The 20,913-nt window shown below is 46.8% G+C and carries 17 protein-coding genes and 1 other annotated feature; of the genes, 2 read left to right on the plus strand and 15 right to left on the minus strand.

Annotated features, from left to right (window positions below):
- Positions 1–156: 156 nt before the first annotated feature.
- The 3 genes from recD2 to K401_RS0106120 all read right to left on the minus strand — a co-directional run bounded on the left by recD2 (position 157) and on the right by K401_RS0106120 (position 5,598).
- Entirely contained in the window at positions 157–2,382 is a 2,226-nt protein-coding gene (gene recD2 / locus K401_RS0106110) for an SF1B family DNA helicase RecD2 (protein WP_024292126.1), read from the minus strand.
- Between the two features lie 137 nt (positions 2,383–2,519).
- Positions 2,520–3,524: a rod shape-determining protein gene (locus tag K401_RS0106115; RefSeq protein ID WP_024292127.1), complete on the minus strand. Its 1,005-nt coding sequence runs from the start codon at positions 3,522–3,524 to the stop codon at positions 2,520–2,522.
- Positions 3,525–4,041: 517 nt separating this feature from the next.
- A complete protein-coding gene (locus K401_RS0106120; protein ID WP_024292128.1) occupies positions 4,042–5,598 on the minus strand; it encodes an ABC-F family ATP-binding cassette domain-containing protein in 1,557 nt (518 codons plus the stop codon).
- Positions 5,599–5,799: 201 nt separating this feature from the next.
- On the opposite strand from K401_RS0106120, the gene K401_RS0106125 reads away from it, so the two are divergent.
- Entirely contained in the window at positions 5,800–6,687 is an 888-nt protein-coding gene (locus tag K401_RS0106125; protein WP_024292129.1) for a putative ABC transporter permease, read from the plus strand.
- A 137-nt stretch (positions 6,688–6,824) separates the two neighbouring features.
- Here K401_RS0106125 and K401_RS0106130 read toward each other — a convergent pair whose 3' ends face one another.
- From K401_RS0106130 to K401_RS0106170, 7 genes are all read right to left on the minus strand, one after another.
- Positions 6,825–8,561 carry a phospho-sugar mutase gene (locus tag K401_RS0106130; protein WP_024292130.1) on the minus strand — a complete coding sequence of 579 codons (1,737 nt, stop codon included), beginning with the start codon at positions 8,559–8,561 and terminating at the stop codon, positions 6,825–6,827.
- Between the two features lie 120 nt (positions 8,562–8,681).
- Entirely contained in the window at positions 8,682–9,662 is a 981-nt protein-coding gene (locus tag K401_RS0106135) for a protein kinase family protein (protein ID WP_024292131.1), read from the minus strand.
- Between the two features lie 93 nt (positions 9,663–9,755).
- Positions 9,756–10,973, minus strand: a complete 1,218-nt coding sequence (locus tag K401_RS0106140; protein WP_024292132.1) for a CCA tRNA nucleotidyltransferase — start codon at positions 10,971–10,973, stop codon at positions 9,756–9,758.
- 37 nt (positions 10,974–11,010) lie between these two features.
- Positions 11,011–12,444: a proline--tRNA ligase gene (proS, locus tag K401_RS0106145; RefSeq protein ID WP_024292133.1), complete on the minus strand. Its 1,434-nt coding sequence runs from the start codon at positions 12,442–12,444 to the stop codon at positions 11,011–11,013.
- Positions 12,445–12,532: 88 nt separating this feature from the next.
- Positions 12,533–12,742, minus strand: a binding site (T-box leader).
- A 72-nt stretch (positions 12,743–12,814) separates the two neighbouring features.
- A complete protein-coding gene (locus K401_RS0106160; protein ID WP_024292134.1) occupies positions 12,815–13,918 on the minus strand; it encodes an AI-2E family transporter in 1,104 nt (367 codons plus the stop codon).
- Between the two features lie 100 nt (positions 13,919–14,018).
- Positions 14,019–14,720 (minus strand): RluA family pseudouridine synthase, encoded by a 702-nt coding sequence (locus K401_RS0106165; protein WP_024292135.1) that lies wholly within the window; start codon positions 14,718–14,720, stop codon positions 14,019–14,021.
- A 9-nt stretch (positions 14,721–14,729) separates the two neighbouring features.
- Positions 14,730–15,467, minus strand: coding sequence for a nitroreductase family protein (locus K401_RS0106170; protein ID WP_024292136.1), 738 nt, complete (start codon positions 15,465–15,467; stop codon positions 14,730–14,732).
- A gap of 245 nt (positions 15,468–15,712) precedes the next feature.
- On the opposite strand from K401_RS0106170, the gene trhA reads away from it, so the two are divergent.
- On the plus strand, positions 15,713–16,360 hold the full coding sequence (trhA, locus tag K401_RS0106175; RefSeq protein ID WP_024292137.1) for a PAQR family membrane homeostasis protein TrhA: 648 nt from the start codon (positions 15,713–15,715) through the stop codon (positions 16,358–16,360).
- A gap of 49 nt (positions 16,361–16,409) precedes the next feature.
- Here trhA and K401_RS0106180 read toward each other — a convergent pair whose 3' ends face one another.
- From K401_RS0106180 to K401_RS0106205, 5 genes are all read right to left on the minus strand, one after another.
- Complete coding sequence (locus K401_RS0106180) at positions 16,410–16,655, minus strand: GIY-YIG nuclease family protein (RefSeq protein WP_024292138.1); 246 nt, start codon at positions 16,653–16,655, stop codon at positions 16,410–16,412.
- Between the two features lie 293 nt (positions 16,656–16,948).
- Entirely contained in the window at positions 16,949–18,520 is a 1,572-nt protein-coding gene (locus K401_RS0106185) for a DUF3794 and LysM peptidoglycan-binding domain-containing protein (RefSeq protein WP_029700660.1), read from the minus strand.
- Between the two features lie 121 nt (positions 18,521–18,641).
- Complete coding sequence (gene cysE, locus K401_RS0106190) at positions 18,642–19,340, minus strand: serine O-acetyltransferase (RefSeq protein ID WP_024292140.1); 699 nt, start codon at positions 19,338–19,340, stop codon at positions 18,642–18,644.
- Positions 19,341–19,487: 147 nt separating this feature from the next.
- On the minus strand, positions 19,488–19,871 hold the full coding sequence (locus tag K401_RS0106200; RefSeq protein ID WP_242837835.1) for a protease complex subunit PrcB family protein: 384 nt from the start codon (positions 19,869–19,871) through the stop codon (positions 19,488–19,490).
- 114 nt (positions 19,872–19,985) lie between these two features.
- On the minus strand, positions 19,986–20,849 hold the full coding sequence (locus tag K401_RS0106205) for an AraC family transcriptional regulator (protein WP_024292142.1): 864 nt from the start codon (positions 20,847–20,849) through the stop codon (positions 19,986–19,988).
- Positions 20,850–20,913: the final 64 nt, after the last annotated feature.

The raw sequence follows: 20,913 nt of genomic DNA on the forward strand, positions 1-20,913 counted from the left end.
CGAATAGAATTAAAAGAATTATAAGATAAGCAGATTCATACAAAGACTGTCTGCCCAAAGAATTTCCGCCAGTGGCATGGCTAACGATCAGGGCCGCCTATTCACCCGGCAACTACCGCCATAACGAGAGAAACACATAAAGCCTGTTTCTCTCAATTATGACAGCCTGCTGATTTCGCAGATCCGGTCCTTTAAACCGGAATATCTCCGCTGTTCCATTTCATTGTTCACCATTTCCCCGAATACTTCCGGCATTCCCACCAGACAAACGCAGGATTTTGCACGGGTTACCGCGGTGTAGATCAAGTTTCTGGTCATGAGCATCCTTGGACCGGAAAATATGGGGATGACAACTGCCGGGTATTCGCTTCCCTGAGATTTGTGGATCGTAATGGCGTAAGCAAGCTCCAGCTCCTCCAGCTGCTTAAAGCTGTAATCCACCATACGCCCCTCGTCGAATTCCACGGTTACCAGCTCGGCAAATGTATTGATCTCCCGGATAATGCCCATATCCCCATTGTAAATGCCCGTTCCCTTATCAACAGGGATCCCGTATCCGTTGCGGACCTCCCACTCAATGTTATAATTGTTCTTGATCTGCATAACCTTATCTCCCACCCGGTAGGTGACTCCGGCTGATTCCTTTTCAGCCTTTCCTTCTCCGGGAGGATTTAAATATTCCTGCAAAATGGAGTTAAGCCGTTCCACACCAATGGCCCCTTTTCTCATTGGCGTCATGATCTGGATATCATAAGTTTTTGCATGGACATAGCCGGGCAGCTTGTCCTGAACCAGAGTGATCATGGCATTGATGATGGTATTAGGATCCTCTCTCTTGATAAAGAGGAAATCATTGCTCTTTTTCCCTAAAGGAACCTGCTCACCCCGATTGATCTTGTGGGCATTGACCACAATGTCGCTTTGAGTTGCCTGACGGAAAATCTTAGTCAGCATGACTACGTTAAAACTTCCTGAATCAATCATGTCCCGGAGCACGTTTCCGGGGCCAACGCTGGGAAGCTGGTTCACATCTCCCACCAGAATAAGCCTTGTCCCCGGATTGACCGCTTTTAAAAGAGACTGCATCAAATGAATGTCCACCATGGAGGTCTCATCGATGATCACCGCGTCGGCATCCAGGGGATTTTCTTCATTCCGGTCAAAATGCATTCCAACGGAACGATCGTCTCCCGGAACTCCGGTCAGCTCCAAAAGCCGGTGGATGGTCCTGGCCTCATACCCGGTGGCTTCCGTCATCCTCTTTGCCGCCCTGCCGGTGGGAGCAGCCAGCAGGATCTCCATCTCCTCGCTTTCAAAAAACCGTATGATGGTGTTGATGGTGGTAGTCTTACCGGTACCCGGGCCTCCGGTGATGATAAGAAGCCCGCTGTTGACCGCCTCCACAACCGCCTGGACCTGTTTTTCATCCAGCTCGATCTGCCCTTCCTTTTGGATCTTAAGAAGCTGGGTCCGGATCTCCTCCTCGGGCATTTGACCCCTGATATTTAAATCGTGAAGCATCTTTGCCACGTTCAGTTCCATGTAATAGTACTGGGAGGCGTAAACGATGCGTTTGCCTTCCGATTCCCGGATGACAAGGCGTTTATCCAGCTGCATGTCCATCAAATGCTTTTCTATAAAAGAGGGTTCTATCCTAAGAAGCTCCGAAGCCTGAGACAAAAGTTCTTCTTCCGGCAGATAGGTATGGCCGTTTGACGTGGCCTGCAGAAGAGTGTACAGCACCCCGCTTTTGATGCGAAAATTGGAATCCGTGAAAATTCCTGCTTTTCTCGCAATTTCATCTGCCATTTTAAATCCTACGCCCGGAATGTCATCTGCCAGCTGGTAAGGGTTTTCCTTTAATACGCTGTAAAGCCTGGGACCGTATTCATGGTAGATCTTTACCGCCAGATTCATGGAAATTCCATATTCCTGAAGAAACATCATGGCCTGACGCATCTCCTTTTTTTCCTCTATCTGCTGGGAAATGGACATTGCCATCTTTTCGCTGACGCCCTTTACTTCAGAAAGCCGTTCCGGCTCCTCCTCCATGACGCGGAAGGTGTCGGCTTTAAAGCGGCGGACGATCCTGGCAGCCAAAGCTGCCCCGATTCCCTTGATGGCCCCTGAACCTAAGTACCGTTCCATTGCCGCAGTGTCCTCCGGAGCCTTGATCTCATAGCTTTCTACAGTCATCTGCTCCCCATAAACCGGATGCTCGGTCATAACCCCAACGGCTTCGATCATTTCTCCTTCATTTATGTAGTGGAAACTGCCCACCAGAGTATACTCTTCCCCTGCATTTACAAGGCTTAAGACTGTGTAGCCGTTGTCCTCGTTCCTGTATTTAATTTTCTCCACAAATCCGCAGACTGTTGCCATGGTTCCTCCCGTACAAATACAAGCGGACTGCCTCAAAACCAGCCCCGCCGGAATCTTACGATGCCGACAGGGTCGTTCCAAAGCAGTCCTGGTAACCTCAAGGCAGGACTGATATTCCTATCAGCCCTGTTTTTGGGTTAAAATTCTGTTTTATTATCTCCGCCATGCATGAATTCAATAAATTTTCCTGTTCCAATGGCAACTGCAGTCAGCGGATCCTCTGCGATCATGGTGGTGATTCCCGTCTTCTCTTCAATCAGGGCATCCAGGCCGCTTAAGAGAGAGCCGCCTCCGGTAAGCACGATCCCACGGTCAAAAATATCCGCCGCCAGCTCCGGTGGAGTGCGCTCCAGTACATTATGAACCGCATCAACGATTTGCATGGCCGGTTCTTTTAATGCATCCAGAGTCTCGTCGGAAGTGACTACAATGGTCTTTGGCAGGCCGGTAACCAGGTTTCGTCCACGAACCTCCATGGTCAGGACCTCAGGCCTTCTGTATGCCGCACCGATGTTGATCTTGATTTCCTCAGCCGTCCTCTCACCGATCAAAAGGTTATGTTTTTTTCGCATATAACGGACGAGGGCTTCATCAAAATCATCTCCCGCAACCTTGATGGAGGTGCTTACAACCGTACCTCCCAGGGAAATAACAGCAATATCAGAGGTTCCTCCTCCGATATCAACGATCATGTTTCCGCATGCCTTTGCAATGTCGATTCCAGCACCAATGGCTGCTGCCACCGGCTCCTCAATGATCGCCACCTCTCTGGCCCCTGCCTGATAAGTGGCATCCTCTACCGCCTTTTTCTCTACCTCAGTGGCACCGCTTGGGATACAGACGCTGATCCTTGGCTTTCTCAGAGTCTTTTTACCAACCGCTTTGTTAATAAAATATTTCAGCATTTTTTCTGTTACTGTATAATCAGAAATAACGCCCTGACGAAGAGGTCTTACCGCCACAATGTTGCCCGGTGTTCTTCCGATCATCAGTCTGGCTTCCTCTCCAATGGCTTTGATTTTATTTGTATCACGGTCAATGGCTACAACCGAAGGTTCCTTTAATACAACTCCCTTTCCCTTAATATAAACCAGTATGCTTGCTGTACCTAAATCGATTCCAATATCATTGGACATCATCATCTTGCTTCCTCCTGTTCGCTGTATCCTGTTCCCAGGGTTTCCTTTATCTTCAAAATTATGGCTAATTCGTAATTGAAGTCACAGTTTCTACTTTATTATATACAATAACCCTGGGAATTCAAAGGCTTTTTTTAATTTTTATTATGTTTATTTTTTTTTAATATGTGGTACACATTTTAGTCACAATTTCCTCGTATACTAATAATACGTTATCCGGAAGGATAACGGGCCTTTTGTTTCAAGTAACTTACTTGAAATCACAAAGCTTTTTCATACTCATACCGGACGGCGCGAGCCGTCCGGCCCCCCTAAAAGAACATTCTCTTATTTTATATACCTACCATTCCCAATCGCAATACTTAATTTGGGGCCCGGTTCCTAAAAGAGCCAGGCCCCGATTTTTATGTGCGCGGGCAGCGAGCCAAATGAATTTGCAAGCATATTCATTCGGCAGATGCCGCGTCAACCTGGAAAAACTTTAAAACATGTTTTTCCTGGCTTCTCCATCAGTATCATATCAAGATAATCTAAGGGCCCATTCCCTGCAGTCAATCACTCTGGTCGCGATCCCTTCATAGAATTCCGGCTCATGACAAATCAAAAGAATGCTTCCCTTATACTCCTTTAAGGCTCTCTTTAACTCTTCCTTTGCCTCCACATCCAGGTGGTTGGTAGGCTCGTCCAGAAGAAGGACATTTGTTTCCCGGTTAAGAAGTTTACATAATCTGACCTTTGCCTGTTCCCCGCCGCTTAACACCCGCACCTGGCTTTCAATGTGCTTGGTAGTCAGACCGCACTTGGCAAGAGCAGACCGGACCTGGTACTGGGTGTAGGATGGGAACTCCTTCCAGATCTCTTCAATGCAGGTAGTGGTATTTCCGGGGGCCATTTCCTGTTCAAAGTATCCGATGGAAAGGTAATCTCCAAGCTCCACATTTCCCTCTAAGGACGGCACTAGCCCCAGGATGCTCTTTAAAAGGGTGGTCTTTCCTATGCCGTTTGCGCCTGCTAAAATCACCTTTTCCCCACGTTCCATGGAAAGATTCAAAGGTCTTGACAAAGGCTCCTCATAGCCGATGACCATATCTTTTGTTTCAAAAATGCATTTACCGGCTGTGCGGGCTTCCATAAAATGAAATTCCGGCTTTGGCTTATCTTTTGATAGCTCAATGACCTCCATTTTATCCAGCTTCTTTTGTCTGGACATGGCCATGTTTCTGGTGGACACACGGGCCTTGTTTCTGGCAACAAAATCTTCCAGCTCAGCGATTTCCTGCTGCTGCCTTTTATAAGCAGCCTCCAGCTGCGAACGTTTCACTGCATACACTTCCTGGAACTTTTCATAGTCACCTACATAACGGTCCAGGCTCTGGTTTTCCATATGGTAAATGATGTTGACCACGCTGTTTAAGAATGGAATGTCATGGGAAATCAGGATGAATGCATTTTCATATTCCTGGAGATAACGCTTCAGCCATTCAATATGCTGTTCATCCAGATAATTGGTCGGCTCATCAAGAAGAAGGATATCCGGCTTTTCCAATAAAAGCTTTCCTAAAAGAATCTTGGTCCTCTGGCCTCCGCTTAATTCCGTCACATCCTTATCCAGCCCCATGTCGGTTAAGCCTAAAGCCCTGGCCACTTCCTCTACCTTTGAATCAATAATATAAAAGTCATGGGCCATAAGAAGGTCCTGAATGGTTCCAAGCTCCTCCATCATGGAAGCCATGGTTTCCTCATCAGCCTCTCCCATTTTATCACAGATCTCATTCATCTGCTCTTCCATCTGGAACAGGAATGCAAAGGCGCTTTTTAATACGTCCCGGATGGTCATCCCCTTTTCCAGCACCGTATGCTGGTCCAAATAACCTACGCGGACCCGTTTGGCCCATTCCACCTTTCCTTCGTCCGGCTGTAGTGTTCCGGTGATTATATTCATAAATGAGGATTTTCCTTCTCCATTGGCTCCGATCATGCCGATGTGCTCTCCTTTTAAGAGGCGGAAGGATACATCCTGAAAAATGGCACGGTCTCCAAATCCATGGGTCAGATGTTCTACGTTTAATATGCTCATTGAAAAACTCCTTTATTAATGCGGTTTGATTTTCTCTTATCTTTACAGTGTTCCTTGACTTTTCACAGGGTTTCATCATTCTAAATACGAAACATCATAATTCTACATGACAGAAGCGATTAAAGCAAGCAAAGGTTGCAAAAAATGACAAAACCGTTTATGATAAATCCAACAGAAATATTTTGAAGAAAGGGTTCTATTATGTACTTGTATACTTGGTATCAGTGGCTGCTGTTTTTTTTCATATACTGTTTTATCGGCTGGATCATCGAATCCACCTATGTATCCGTAAAAAGCTTTCATTTTGTAAACCGCGGTTTTCTAAGGCTTCCCCTTCTTCCCCTGTATGGAAGCGGTGCCATTATCATGCTGTGGCTGTCCCTGCCCGTCCAGGGCAATTTATTTCTTGTATTTCTCTTTGGTATGGCAGGTGCCTCTGCCCTGGAATATGCCACCGGCTATGCCATGGAACGGCTGTTTAAAATGAAATACTGGGACTACAGCAGCAAGCCCTTTAATTTAAACGGTTATGTCTGTCTTGGTACCTCCATTGCATGGGGCTTTCTCACCCTGCTGCTGACGGAGGTCATTCACCGTCCCCTGGAATGGCTGGTCCTTGATTTAAACGGGACGGTGTGCATCGCCCTTGTGATCGTGATCGGCAGTCTTTTTGTCACTGATGCCATACACTCCACCAAGGAAGCCCTGGACCTTGGCCGAATCCTGGAGTCCATGACAAAATTAAAATCAGAGCTAGAAGAGGTACAGGTGCAGATCGCTCTGTTAAAGGCCGAAACCGCCCAGAAGGTATCCGATTTAAAAACTGAAACCATTCAAAAAGCAGCCAGCTTAAAGGATGGGACCATGGTAAAGATCTCCTCTCTGAAGGCCGAAACTGCCAGTGCCTTAAAAGAATCCGCTTTAGCAGAACGCCTTCAGTCCCTGACAGAAACCAAAGAAAAGCTCAGCGGACGCCTGACCTTTTACCGAAAAGGTATTCTCCGCCGGAACCCTACCGCTTCATCCCGGCTGTTTGGGGAGGCTTTAAAGGAATTAAAGGAATACTCCAAAAAATACAAAAAATCATAATTTATAAAGACGGAGCCTGGTTTTTTGACCAGGCTCCGTCTCAATTTTATATTTTCTTATGTCATGATTCTGGGAATCATGGTCAGCATTCACCGTTCGCGCCGATGAGCACGCTCATCTTGGCTCACTTGTGCTCATTACATCATCTTATCAACCATAGCCATGACCGCTTCTCCCAGCTTCGCGGATCTCTCCTCCGCCTCTGCCATGGAAGCGCCCTTAATGCCATAATAAAATTTGATCTTCGGCTCTGTTCCTGATGGCCTTACGCACAGCCATGCATCCTCCGTCAGATCATAATAAAGCACGTCAGACTGGGGAAGCCCGGTGGGGCTGACTTCTCCGGTGCTCATATCCTTTACCGTATCAAGCTTATAATCCCTGGCGGAAAGGACTTTATATCCGCCAACCTCTGCCGGTGTATCCTTACGCATGGTCTCCATGATCGTCCGGATCTTTTCCTGGCCCTCAATACCCTTTAAGCCAATGGACTTTACTGCGTCCTTATAATAGCCGTACTTCTCATACATGGCAATCATGGCATCCCATAAGGTCATGCCCTTTGTCTTATAATAAGCCGCAGCCTCGCACAAAGCGACCGTTGCGGATATGGCATCCTTATCGCGGGCATAGGTTCCGATGAGACAGCCATAGCTTTCCTCCAGACCGAACATATAGGTCCCGTATCCGGTGGCCTCTTCCTTTAAAATCTGCTGGCCAATGTATTTAAAGCCGGTTAAAACCTCGATCAGCTCACAGCCGTAAGCCTTGGCAACCGCATCCACCAGATTGGTGGTAACAATGGATTTTACTACCTGTCCATCTGCGGGGATCTCTCCCCGTTCCTTCTTCTGGCTCAATACATACTCGCACAGAAGAGAACCGGACATATTGCCGGTCAAGGGGATGTATTCTCCGGATTTGTCATCCTTTACATACACCCCAAGACGGTCAGCATCCGGGTCCGTTGCCAGAACCAGGTCCGCATCCTTTTCCTTTGCAAGGGCAAGGCCCAGTTCAAACGCTTCCTCGGCTTCAGGATTGGGATAGCTGACCGTTGGAAAACCACCATCGGGCAGTTCCTGTTCAGGAACCACATACACATGCGTAAATCCTATTTCCTTTAACGCTCTTCTTGCGGGAAGATTGCCTGTACCATGGAGAGGAGTATAAACAATTTTAATATCATTCTGCATCTGGTCTATTGCGGCCTGATTCACTACCTGGGCTTTTACGTGGGCTATATATTTGTCATCCAGAGCAGCTCCGATGATCTCATATTTTCCTGATTCTTTTGCCGCTTCCAAGGTGGTGGTCTTGACCGTTGATATATCCGTGATATTTAAAACCTCTGCGGTCACCCCTTTGTCATGAGGCGGAGTAAACTGGGCGCCATCCTCCCAGTATACCTTGTATCCGTTATATTCCGGAGGGTTGTGGCTGGCGGTAATATTGATTCCGGCAATACAGCCTAATTCCCTTACAGCAAAAGAAAGCTCCGGCGTTGGGCGCAGAGATTCGAATTTATATGTCTTAATTCCATTGGCTGCCAGCGTAAGCGCTGCTTCCTCTGCAAATTCCGGAGACATATGTCTGGAATCGTATGCAATAGCCACACCTTTATCGGCTCCGCCCTGGCTTATGATATAATTTGCAAGCCCCTGGGTGGCTTTTCTAACTACATAAATATTCATCCGGTTGATACCGGCGCCAATGATGCCTCTTAAACCGGCAGTGCCAAATTCCAGATCCTGATAGAAACGCTCTTTGATTTCGTTTTCATCATCTGCGATCCCCCGGAGTTCTTCTTTAGTCGCATCATCAAAATAAGGATTTAAAAGCCATTCCTCATAAATACTCTTGTAATCTTTCATAAGCAAAATACTCCTTTCTCTCCATTTCTGTTATGGCTATTATAAATCATAACAGGTTAAAAGAAAAGCGTATTTCCATTATTTTGTGCCTTGAACCCAAGATTGAAAGGCGCGTTTCTTTCAATCCTTGATCCGTGACAGGAAAAGATTCCGCATGGGCTGCTGAATCTCTAAATCCTTAAGCTTTTCAATATTCCGTGCAGGAATCCAGGCCTTATTGGCGTTATAATAAAAGTTGATCTGCTTCCAGTATTTCTCAGGATATAAGAACAAATAGTAAAGGCATATCCTGTCTGCATCCGAAAGAGGGAGAACCTTTGTATAGGTTTCCAGCATGGCCATACCAAGCTTTAAATTCCAGTCATGCTTTTCCATGGCCTTCCGCATAAAATGGTATAAATCCTCCATCTGCATGCCCTTGTGCATGCGGTTGAATTCCACAATGGCCACATCATGAAAGCACATGAGGATGTGATGCTGGTTTAAGTCTCCGTGACATAAGTATTCCTCACTGTCACCCCGGTTTTCATAAAAGCCTGCCATCCCTTTACAGGCTTCCATGGCCTGTTCGAAAAATATGTCGTAATTTCCCATAACGCACAATTCGAACTCAGACTTTTTCCTTTTATTCCGGATGAACGTGCGGGCGCGCACCAGCTCCCGGTTGTGGCGTTCCATTTCCTCAGCCGGCTGTTGTACCAATATGGATCCTAAGTTCCATTCCTCTTTAAATTCGATCCGCCGCAGCACTTTATGTAAAGAAGCAATTTGTTCGATGGCACATAATACCTCTTTGCTATCTTTCAAATTACATTCCCGGTCCGCATACCAGTCTTTTACAATCCACCGGGTTCCATCCTCGGCACTGGAGAGGAGTTCACCATCTTTATTCCTGACGTAGCGGTCTACGTTTAAATGACAGGTCTCTTTCATCTGTGAAAATACCTGATCCTCAAATTCCAGGCGCTTTAAGGTTCCTTTATATTCCCGAAGCAGTTTAAGCCCCTGGTTCGTTTCACACAGCCAGGCGCCCCGGCCGCGTTTCACATCCAGAATTTCAAGCTCATACTGCGAAAGCACCTCTGTGTATTTCTCGTTCACAACCACCCCTCCAACTCTTAGCTCATCAGCTACTTCTAGGGTATGAAGAGGTGGAAAAAAATATGCAAAATACGGCGGAAAGTTATACGTGCCTCAGGCTTGTTCCTTTAATAAATGTTCTGCTGATTTCATCAGATATTCCCTGTTATTGCATTCCGGCTGCGTAAGGACCAGCTGGAACAAATGGTCTAATACCGCCCCCATTTCAGGCCCCGGCTTCATGCCTGCATCCATCAATTCCCGGCCGGTGACTGCCATGTCTTTCAAGCGGATGCAATCCCCGGCACTTAGGATTTCCCCGGAATATTGCTCCACCATATTTAATTGGGCCTTATAGGTTTCAGGACAAAATACCTTTTGAAAACACAAAAGATCCTGAAACAGCTCCGGGGAAAGGCCGCTCATGACCTGCCGGATGGCTGCCTTATCCGCCGGAATCTCTGTTTTCCATAAGCTGACAAGAGTTTTTGTCTGATGAATGGTCTCATTATCCAGTTTAAGCTCCTTAAGGATCCGGACGGCATCCTGAGGCTCCTCCAGCCTTAAAAAGCCTGACCAGCGCAGGTGTTTTTTAAGGGGCAGCCAGGCCAGCTTTTCCGCTTCCAGAAGCCGCCTTCCCGCATGTTCGAAATGGTCAGAGATATAAGGGCCGATTCCATTTTCATACACACATTTAAGCTTCCCGGGGTTGTCAGAAAGGAGGAGCTTTGTAAGCTCCACCTGTATCCGTTCCTTACTGACCTTTGCCATGTTGGGGGCGATGACGGCAATTGCTGCCCTGGTTTCCTCTTCCAGGTCAAAGCCCAGCTGGGCTGAAAAGCGGATGGCCCTTAAGATCCTCAAAGCATCCTCTGTAAACCGGTCCACAGCATTTCCCACGCACCGAATGGTCTGGCCTTCTAAATCCTTTACCCCGTCAAAGGCATCTACCAGCCCTTCCCGGTCGCTGTAAGCCATTGCATTGATGGTAAAATCCCGGCGCTTTAAATCCTCTAATAAGCTTCCTGTAAATTCCACGGATTTGGGATGGCGCCCATCCTCATACTCCCCGTCGACGCGGTAGGTGGTTACCTCATATCCCTCATGATCAATAAGCACTGTAACCGTGCCGTGCTGGATTCCCGTATCCACCGTCCGCTTAAAAATTTCCTTTACCTGTTCCGGCTTTGCCGAGGTGGTGATATCCCAGTCTTCCGGCGTCCGGCCCAAAAGGCTGTCTCTCACACAGCCTCCCACCACATAAGCTTCAAAGCCGTTGGTATTCAGTTGTTCGATGATCCTTTTTGCCGCTTCCGGAACCTGAATCGTTATCACTTTGCCACCTCCTGATTTTCCTGTCTTGCCGGTATTAATACGCCCTGCCCCAATAAACCATCTTTACCGCAGGTTTTCCGCAGCATACACAGGTTTCTGCCAGCTTTTCCTGCTTAAATGGCATACAGCGGGATGTCGCCCCTGTGATCTCCTTGATCTTATCCTCACATTCCTGAGAGCCGCACCACATGGCCTTTACAAAGCCCGGCTTTTCCTCTACGGTCTTAACAAGGGTATCCATGTCCGTTGCCTCATAGGTATGGGCATCCCGGTGAGCTCTGGCTCTTTCCAGCATATCCTTCTGAATGGTTTCCAGAAGCTGGCCTACCTTAGCATTTAACTCGTCTAAGGATACGGTGATCTTCTCATGGGTATCACGGCGTACCAAAACCGCCTGGTTTTCTGAAATATCTCTGGGTCCGATCTCCACACGGACCGGAATGCCTCTCATCTCTGATTCGCTGAATTTCCAGCCAGGGCTCTTATCGGAGTCATCCACCTTAACCTTATAATTAGAAAGAACCTGTTTTAACTCATATGCCTTGTCAAGAACGCCTTCCTTTTGCTGCTGAACCGGAACGATGACCACCTGAATAGGTGCGATTCTGGGAGGAAGCACAAGGCCGTTGTCATCACCATGGACCATGATGATGGCACCAATAAGCCTGGTCGTCATTCCCCAGGAAGTCTGATGAACATACTGAAGCTTATTTTCCTTATCGGAATACTGGATTTCAAAGGCCTTTGCAAATCCGCTTCCAAAGTTATGGCTGGTTCCTGACTGAAGTGCCTTGCCGTCATGCATCAAAGCCTCGATGGTATAGGTTGCCTCTGCTCCCGCAAATTTCTCCTTATCTGTCTTCTGGCCACGGACAACTGGCATTGCAAGGACCTCCTCACAGAAATCCGCATATAAATGAAGCATCTGCTCTGTCCGGGCTTCCGCTTCTTCAGCCGTAGCATGGGCAGTATGGCCTTCCTGCCACAAAAACTCTCTGGAACGTAAAAACGGTCTGGTGGTCTTTTCCCAGCGCACTACCGAACACCACTGGTTATAAAGCTTCGGCAAATCCCGGTAAGACTGGATCTCTCTGGAGTAAAAATCACAGAACAGAGTTTCAGAGGTAGGTCTGACGCAAAGCCTTTCCTGCAGCGGCTCCAAACCTCCATGGGTCACCCAGGCGACTTCAGGAGCAAATCCCTCTACATGATCCTTTTCCTTTTGAAGAAGGCTCTCCGGAATAAACATAGGCATGTAAACATTTTCCACCCCTACTTCCTTAAATCTTCTGTCAAGCTCGCTTTGAATATTTTCCCAGATGGCATATCCTGCCGGCTTAATGGCCATGCAGCCTTTTACGCTGGAATAATCGATCAATTCCGCTTTCTTTACTACATCGGTGTACCACTGGGCGAAATCCACCTCCATGGATGTGATCGCTTCTACTAATTTCTTGTCCTTTGCCATAACAAGTTCTCCTCTCCTATTTACTGCCCAAGCTTTTGGGGCATAATTGGTGCTTTCATAAAATCAAAAAGAGCCATCCGTTCCCTAAAAAAGGGACCGAACAGCTCGGCGGTGCCACCCAATTTAGCCATGGAAATTTCCACGACTCACTTTTCCTATCCCGTAACGCAGGAAATGCGCCGCAGTTTGCTGCGGGACTCCGAGGGAGGTTGGGTCATGAGAGGTATAAAGGCCTTCCAGCACACAGCCTTCTCTCTGGAATACTTCATCACTTACTGGTCCTCTTCAACGTCTTATTTCTTCATTATGAAAAAGATTGTATGGTTGATTTTACGTTATTTGCAAATGTTTGTCAAGTAGGTCATCTGATTCATTCCTCCGAATCTGCCATTTCCTTCCTATCTTCACAGCACCAGCCCTCATACACCTCTACAATATCTTCCACAATCAATAAGCCGATAGGCCCAAGAATAAATCCCAAAAGCCCGAAAAGCTGAAGGCCCACATACATGGATGCAAGGGTTTCCAAAGGCGTAAGCCCAACCTTTCCGCCCATGATCTTGGCTTCCATGATCTCCCGCAGAAAATAACAGATAATATAAATGACCATTAATCCGATTCCGTACTTCCAGTTTTTATTGATCATGGAGAAAAGGGCCCAGGGAATGAACACTGTCCCTGTGCCAAAAATCGGAAGCGCATCCAAAAGCCCGATCCCGATCCCAAATAAAATAAAATAAGGGTTTCCCAGGAAAAACAGCCCTGCCGAACACACCGTCATAGTAAACAGCATGATAGCTCCCTGGGTCTTTAACCAGGCGCTTCCCACCGTTGTCAGCCGTCTCCCAAGCATGGCATATTCAAAGCGAAACATGGAATTATCCCGCCTTTCCCTGATGTCATCCATCTCCTGAAGGGAAAGAACCGTGGCAATCAGCAATATGATAATGATCACCGTTACCTGTACGATCCATTTCATGATGGTCATGGAGTTCGTCATAAGAAAGGGCATGATCCTGCTTTTTATAGCAACCTGTCCACCTGATATAATGTCCCTTACCACTTCTACCATATATCCGTCAGGCAGCTTTAAAAACCGCTCCGCAAAGAAGCAGTTATCCATAAGCCACCGGTCCATGCCTTCCAGAATGACCGGCAGGTTCTGAAGTAAAAGCCTGGCTTCCATGAACAGCTTTCTCCCTGCCACATAAAGGATGATTCCAACAGCGATCATAAAAAGGATAACTTCTACTCCCCCGATAACTGCCAGGGGAATGGAAATCACCCTACCCTTTATGATGAAGCGGGTCTTTTTCTCGATCCAAAGGGCTGAAGGCCGAAGGGACAGAGCAAATACGTATGCAATCAAAAAGGGAATCACAAGGGGCAGCAGATAGCGAAAACTTAAATACACTGCCCCTGTAACTCCCAATATTAATAATGTTTTCTTCAGTTTCCTGCTCGGTTTCACCATGGACTCACCTGTTTCTGATTTGTACTTCTTTTGTACAATCACTATTATGAGCCATACGGAATGAAAATATGCGAAATCCGTTTAGCAAAAAATTCCTTCTTTATGTCATTTCCGGCAATGAGAACATTTCAAAGATTTCTCCCTTTGGTTTCACGGAAAAACTCAGCCTTTTCTTTGTGCCTGGATGGGAAAATGACAGGCTGTGAGCAAACAAGGCCACATGTTTGCCGTCAGCTCCCTTTTGAAAACCGGGATTATACTTACGGTCACCCCAAAGGGGTGTGCCGTGGCCGGCCATCTGCACCCGTATCTGGTGATGACGGCCGGTTTTTAATATGATCTTTGTAAGGCTGCATTCTTCATTCCCTATGCTCCGGTTATCCACAACCTGATAATGAAGCTCCGCCAGTTTTGCACCTTTTATCCCCTTATCCACAATTTTGGAACAATTGGTTTTTCCGTCCTTCCACAAATAATCCACGTAGGCCCCAAAGTTTTCCACAGGTTTTCCACAAACCACCGCGTAGTAGATTTTCTCCATTTGATGCTGGGAAACCTGCCTGCTTAAAGACTCTGCGGCATTTTTCGTTTTTGCATAAACCATGACGCCTCCCACCGGCTTATCCAGCCTGTGGATAACTCCCACATATGGCGGGTCTGACTTTGGGGATAAACTGTTGATATGTTTCCTTACCTCGCTGACCATGTCCGGCTCAAATGATCTGGAAGACTGGGATTCCATTCCCACCGGCTTTTCCGCCACCAGTATGTCTTCATCCTCGTATAATATGTTAAGCTCCATCCTTTTTCCTTACTCCACTTTCTTCCATGACGCCATCATGGCCTCCACGGAACGGCTCATTTCAGCGCTGAAAGCAGAATTCCATTTACGCATGCAAAATGCCTTTACCCAGCGTTCGAAATCCTCTTCCCTTCCCTGAATCGTTTTAAGCTCCCCGGAAAATTCCTCAGGGCTTAAACGGCGGTAAGAATTCTCAAACACCACGGCTTCAGGCTTAAGCCGCACCGGTTTCTTTCTGTCCATCTGCTGCTTGGTCGGATACCCAAAGACCACCATTGCCGCCGGAACTGCATACTTAGGAAGGCCAAATAAATCCCTGTGTGTTTCATACTGCTCCATAATATCTCCGATGTAGCAGGAGCCAATACCAAGGGATTCTGCCGCCACAACCGCATTCTGGGCCGCTATCAGCGCATCGTCACAGGCCAGCAAAAGATCTCCAAGCCCTGGCTTTCGGACCTCCTCTTCATAATGACAGAACAGCTCATACCACCTCTGGTAATCCGCCACAAAAACCAGCACCAGCGGGGCCTTTGCGATAAAGGGCTGGTTGTCGCAGGTCACTGCCAGGGTCTCCTTCCGCTTCTGGTCCGTCACATCAATGATGGAATACAAAGTCATGTTCCCGGCAGTGGGAGCCTGTAAGGCTGCATCTATAATAGCCGCCTTTTTCTCTGGCTCAATGACCCTGTCCTCGTACACCCGGACGGATTTTCTTTCCATCAGTTCTTTTATCGTCTGATTCATAAGGCGGTCATACCTTCCTTTTCCTGAATTATATTTTATCTATCCATTATATTTTATTGTTCCCAATATGGCAAACCCATTTTTACACTTTCTATTGTCAAGCAGGTATTTGCAAGCGGGAACTTTCTTGATTCGGTTAAAAAACAGTTGCATTTTTTCCATTTTGAGTGTATAGTATATAAAAATATAATACATAGTATTAATTACTACGTTACAAGTTTTTATTATCTACAAGGAGGTTTCTTATGGAAATTAAAATCAAAGATCCAGTCAGTGCCATCACTCACTTTGTCGCCATGATAATGGCGCTCATCGCCGCAATACCGCTGCTCATTAAGGCTTCCTCCGATGGAAAGCTCCACCTGGCTGCCTTAACGGTCTTTATCCTCAGCATGGTCTTTCTTTATGCGGCCAGCACCATCTACCATACCCTTGACATTTCACCGAAAATCAACCGGCTGTTAAAAAAAATAGATCATATGATGATTTTCATCCTGATCGCAGGAACCTACACGCCGGTTTGCCTGATCGTTCTTGGAGATCAGACCGGCTGGAGCCTGATGGCTCTTGTATGGGGAATTGCTGTTTCAGGGATTATCATAAAAGCCTGCTTTATCATGTGCCCCAAATGGTTTTCTTCCAGCCTTTACATTGCCATGGGCTGGGTATGTGTCCTGGCATTTACAAAGATCATGGATGCCCTCTCTCCTGCCGGGTTCCTCTGGCTTGTAGCCGGAGGCGTCATCTACACCCTGGGCGGTATCATTTATGCCCTGAAGCTTCCTCTTTTTAACGCAAAACACAAAAGTTTCGGTTCCCATGAGATTTTCCATCTTTTCGTCATGGGAGGAAGCTTGTGCCATTATATTCTGATGTATCATTTTGTTGCATAGAATGGTAAAAACCGTCAGTCCCGCGATTTTGCGGCCCTGGCGGTTTTTCTCATACAATCTCTCCCATGAGCTTTAGCTTGTCCTTCCTGGAAAGCTTTTTTATGGCAGCTTCACGGCGCATGGCCTCTTCCTTTGTGGAAAATTCTTCCCAATAAGCTAAAACCACTGGCCTGCGGGCTTTTGTGTATTTGGCTCCTTTTCCCTGGTTATGGGCTGTTAAGCGTTTCTCCAAATGGTTTGTCCAACCGCAGTACAGAGTATCATCTGCACATTTTAAAATATAGGTGTAATTCATGTTCTTCATTCTCCGGTATAGGAAATTCAGGATATGTAAACGGTAATAACGCCTTGCAATCACGTCACTACCGTCCAGGGTAACCTGTCATCTATCTTAAGCACCAGCTGGATGCGTTTTGGCGCCATCGATGGTTGAAGCTATAGCTTAGCTATAGTATATTATATAACAGGGCAAGCTGATATGTGAATAGCAATCTTTATCTTGCCCTTTTTTGAAAAAATCATTCAAAGATAAAATCAATTATGCCAGGCAAAAGTGAATTCTTTTGCCTGGCATCTCAATTAAGGTATTTATGCCAATTCTTTCACTAGAATCAGCCGGTCCCCCGGTTTTACAGATTTTTCCGTCAAACTGTTAGTTGCTATAATGGTATCAATTGTTGTATGAAATTTTTTGGCAACCTTCCAAAGAGAATCTCCAGGCTGTACAATGTATCCCACGATTCCCGGCAGTTTCTGCAGATTGTTTAAATCCATGGGAGCTTCCGCTACATTTATGATGATCTGCTCGCAGACCGGCTGCAGGGCCAGTAAATCAAGGGAAATGGTCGCCTTCACTTCAAGGGTCCCTCCGCCCATCATAACAGCGCCCAGCTGCTCTAAGCCCGGATTTAACTGACAGATGGTATCCTCATTGATCCCCGGAGCCTCAATCAGGAAATGGAAGGGGATATCCTCTACAGACGACTGAATCGGCTGAGTATCGTCAGAGGTCAGATATAAGACCCGCACCTCCAAAACGCCTTCCACATGAAGTCCGTCTTCTCTGATTTCCGTATCATCAATTTTAACGATTCCCTCACTGTGGCATATCTGCAGGATCCTCTCCGCCTGATCCAGGCTGATCTTTTCCACGATCTTGCACTTGCTCATATTTTTCGTCAGGATCTTATCAAAACAAGCTTCTCCTGTCTGAAGCGTCAGTTCCCGGTTAGTAGAATATAAGTCACTGAGCAGCTCCATATTCTCTTCCTTGTAAAGCTTCATATCCAATTCAAGAACTGCGTCCACATCCATTTCACGCATCTCGCCGTCAGAATCCGGCTTTGCTTCTATATCCTTATGGATCAGATGGACCATGATCACAGGAACCATATCCTCAGTCATATCCGGAACATCCAGCTCTCCTGAAAATGGAATGCTTTCCTCGACCCACTGGATCGGAGCTCCTTCTCCTTCTCCCTGGTAAATAACAAATACCAGCAGCTCCCCGTCAAGCATCATTTTTCCATCCATAGGCCTTGTGGTAATGCCTCTTAGCTTCATTTCAGTCCACAAAACATGATCAATGTTCGGCTTGTTTCCTGACAGGGTAATGGTATCCTTGATCCGGAACGTATCCTTGTGGCGGAGCGCAACGGAAGCCACATCCAGGCTGCGGCGGAGAGTTTCCACCGAAGGCGCGTCAGAAGATGCGCTTCCCGTGTCCACTTCAACGGCAGCATTAACATCGCTGACGGTCTCTACCTTCACCCTAAGGGTTACAATAGCCTTTACACTCAGCTTCCTGGAATTAATAATTCCTGCGTTCAAATCCTCAAGCTCCCATGCCAGCTGGACATAATCCTTTTCCTCCAGTCCAGGCACATTGATGGGTTCCTCAAAGTTAATGCTTCCTGAAAGGGTCTGAATCCCTCCTTCCGCTCCCCGATAGAGGATCATAAAGTCCAGCTTGCCCCGGACCGCGACGCGCTCTGTCTGGTTTTTTACGGAATCAATAGTAATTTCACCGGAACTTAAAATAATCTGATCCACATCATCCATGCTGTCCGGGACGATGAAGTCATCGTCAAGAGTAATCTGAGACGTAGCATTTCCTTTCCAGCGATTCATATGTATGTTTTTCTTCACCAGCTCCAACATAAAAAAGCACCTGCCTTACCTTCTTTATTCCTTTAAGAAAGTTTATGCAGGTGCATGTTTCATTATACTTTTTTTGTTACCATTCCCCTATTTACGGAAAAACAGGGAGATTTGGGCACTTTTATTCTTCTGGTTTTTCTTCGGGAGAAGCCTCTGTCCCGGCTTCCGTTTCCTTTTCCCTGTATGAGGACAGCTCTGTCTGCAGCTTAAGAAGTCTTTCTTCCAGTTCCTTGACCCGCTCTTCCATCTTACAGTAGTGATCCATTGTCACCAGATTATCTTGTTTCTTTGGAATGGGCACGCCGTCGATCTTAACCGGGCGGGCGGGGATCCCCACCGCTGTTACGTTGCTCTCCAAAGGTTTTAAAAGCACGGCATTTGCCGCTATGGTACAATTATCACCCACTTCAAAGGACCCTAAAATCTTGGCACCTGCTCCTACCGACACATTGTTGCCAAGTGTTGGATGGCGTTTTCCCTTATTCAGTCCTACGCCTCCCAGAGTCACCCCCTGGTAAATGGTACAGTTATCGCCTACCACCGTAGTTTCTCCGATTACCACTCCGCAGCCGTGGTCAATTAAAATTCCGTGCCCCAGCTGTGCCCCCGGATGGATCTCGATCAGTGTAAAGAATCTTGCCAGCTGGGAAATAAGCCTGGCGACAAAAAACATCTTGTGCTGGTAAAACCAGTGGGCAAACCGATGCCAGATCAATGCATGAACTCCCTGATACAGCAAGAGCACTTCCAGCTTGCTTCTGGCTGCCGGATCCCGCTCTTTTACTGCCGTCACATCAAGCCATATATCCTTTAATATCATATACCTTCCTCTTTTCCTTACTGCCTACTCCTGTTTGAAGTAGTATATCATATGACGGCCTAAGAAAAAAGGGGAATTTTAATATCTCCGCAAAAACAGCCGTCCCGCTTTTGCCATCTGCGGAACGGCTGTCTTTTTCCATTTTTTCTACTGAAACACCACCGGAAGCTCCGACATCTCTGTTTTAATGACGATGAATGGATAGGAGGGTTCTGCCCCCGTATTCTCCCCCTTTTCCGGTCCGATTAATTCCGTGTCCAGGACAATGGAATTATCCGTCAAATACAGTTCATTGACTGCGATGCTATATCCTCCGCTGGCCTGTTTTCCGTAACCAACTACTATGTAAAGGTTCTGATCATCGCTGTAGGTCAGCTTAAAGGGCGACTGCTGCTTTTCAGCAATGATCTGTCTAAGTTCCTGCGGAATATCCGCGTCAGCTACAACGGTAAATTCCAGATCCCGCACTTTATCCCCACTATCCCCGTTTAAAGTACACCCGCTTAAGGTACGCACAACCAATACCCACATGGTCAGGCCGAAAAAAATCATCCATTTTCTGCTAAACAGTCTCTTCATAGCACACTCCCCAACTTATTGATTATTACTATATATATGGGGAGTGAGCCGATTTTATGAACAGATTTACGCCTTTTTGCGGATAGGGATCCAGATTTCACTCCGGTATTCCTCGGAAGTAATATCCCCTTCGGAATACCACTCCAGCTGCGGACCATCCATTATTTCATAGCCGGAGGACGGAAACCACTCCGTAAAAACCCGCTTCCATACCTTCTGCTGGCCTTCCGGCATCCGGCCTATGCATTCAAAGATCACATAGGTGCCGGCCGGAATTACCAGTTCAGCCATATCTCCCGGTATTTCCCTGTCTGATCCGGTGGCAATGTAATAATCAAAATCCCTGCCGTCATCGGAATTGGTGCACACTCCCATGGAGTACAGCTCCTTATTGTCATTATAGCCCAGCATTTTTTCATACCTGCCCTGCCTGCAAACCTCATTCCAGAACTCCGGGATCCTTTTAAAATTCTCTCCATTTTCCATGGATATTTTTTCCTTAAATCCTACCAGCCTAAATTCTCCCAACTCTTTTACGCAATAATTCATAGCTTCAGCTCCTTTTATGGTTATTTCAAATGAGATGCGGGGATAAGCCTTGACCTTCCCACCGGGCTTTCTCACATCCCTGGGATTTAACCCGTGCATGGCATAAAATGCCCTGGCAAAGGAAACCGGAGACTCATATCCATACTTTACGGCAATGTCAATGACCTTTTCTTCTGTCGTCAGAAGGTCCATGGCAGCAAGGGAAAGCCTCCTCCTTCTGATGTAGTCCGCCAAGGATACGTCTGCCATAAAAGAAAACATCCGCTGGAAATTAAAGCTGGAACAGCAGGCCCGTTTGGCCGCCTCCTCCAGATGAATCTCTCCGCTTAAATTGTCTTCAATGTATTCCAGGGCTCCGTTCATTTTCTCCAGCCAATCCACACGCTTACCTCCCATCATCTTGTGACAGCTTCAGTATAGTATAGTCTCATTGAATTATCGCAAC

The sequence above is a fragment of the Lacrimispora indolis DSM 755 genome (genome assembly GCF_000526995.1).
Lineage (GTDB): Bacteria > Bacillota > Clostridia > Lachnospirales > Lachnospiraceae > Lacrimispora > Lacrimispora indolis.

What these genes read in the sequence shown, in the direction of transcription:
- recD2 (WP_024292126.1), bottom strand. Translation starts at nt 2,382, where the DNA reads ATGGCAACAGTCTGCGGATTTGTGGAGAAAATTAAATACAGGAACGAG.
- K401_RS0106115 (WP_024292127.1), bottom strand. Translation starts at nt 3,524, where the DNA reads ATGATGATGTCCAATGATATTGGAATCGATTTAGGTACAGCAAGCATA.
- K401_RS0106120 (WP_024292128.1), bottom strand. Translation starts at nt 5,598, where the DNA reads ATGAGCATATTAAACGTAGAACATCTGACCCATGGATTTGGAGACCGT.
- K401_RS0106125 (WP_024292129.1), top strand. Translation starts at nt 5,800, where the DNA reads ATGTACTTGTATACTTGGTATCAGTGGCTGCTGTTTTTTTTCATATAC.
- K401_RS0106130 (WP_024292130.1), bottom strand. Translation starts at nt 8,561, where the DNA reads ATGAAAGATTACAAGAGTATTTATGAGGAATGGCTTTTAAATCCTTAT.
- proS (WP_024292133.1), bottom strand. Translation starts at nt 12,444, where the DNA reads ATGGCAAAGGACAAGAAATTAGTAGAAGCGATCACATCCATGGAGGTG.
- K401_RS0106160 (WP_024292134.1), bottom strand. Translation starts at nt 13,918, where the DNA reads ATGGTGAAACCGAGCAGGAAACTGAAGAAAACATTATTAATATTGGGA.
- K401_RS0106165 (WP_024292135.1), bottom strand. Translation starts at nt 14,720, where the DNA reads ATGGAGCTTAACATATTATACGAGGATGAAGACATACTGGTGGCGGAA.
- K401_RS0106170 (WP_024292136.1), bottom strand. Translation starts at nt 15,467, where the DNA reads ATGAATCAGACGATAAAAGAACTGATGGAAAGAAAATCCGTCCGGGTG.
- trhA (WP_024292137.1), top strand. Translation starts at nt 15,713, where the DNA reads ATGGAAATTAAAATCAAAGATCCAGTCAGTGCCATCACTCACTTTGTC.
- K401_RS0106180 (WP_024292138.1), bottom strand. Translation starts at nt 16,655, where the DNA reads ATGAATTACACCTATATTTTAAAATGTGCAGATGATACTCTGTACTGC.
- K401_RS0106185 (WP_029700660.1), bottom strand. Translation starts at nt 18,520, where the DNA reads ATGTTGGAGCTGGTGAAGAAAAACATACATATGAATCGCTGGAAAGGA.
- cysE (WP_024292140.1), bottom strand. Translation starts at nt 19,340, where the DNA reads ATGATATTAAAGGATATATGGCTTGATGTGACGGCAGTAAAAGAGCGG.
- K401_RS0106200 (WP_242837835.1), bottom strand. Translation starts at nt 19,871, where the DNA reads ATGTGGGTATTGGTTGTGCGTACCTTAAGCGGGTGTACTTTAAACGGG.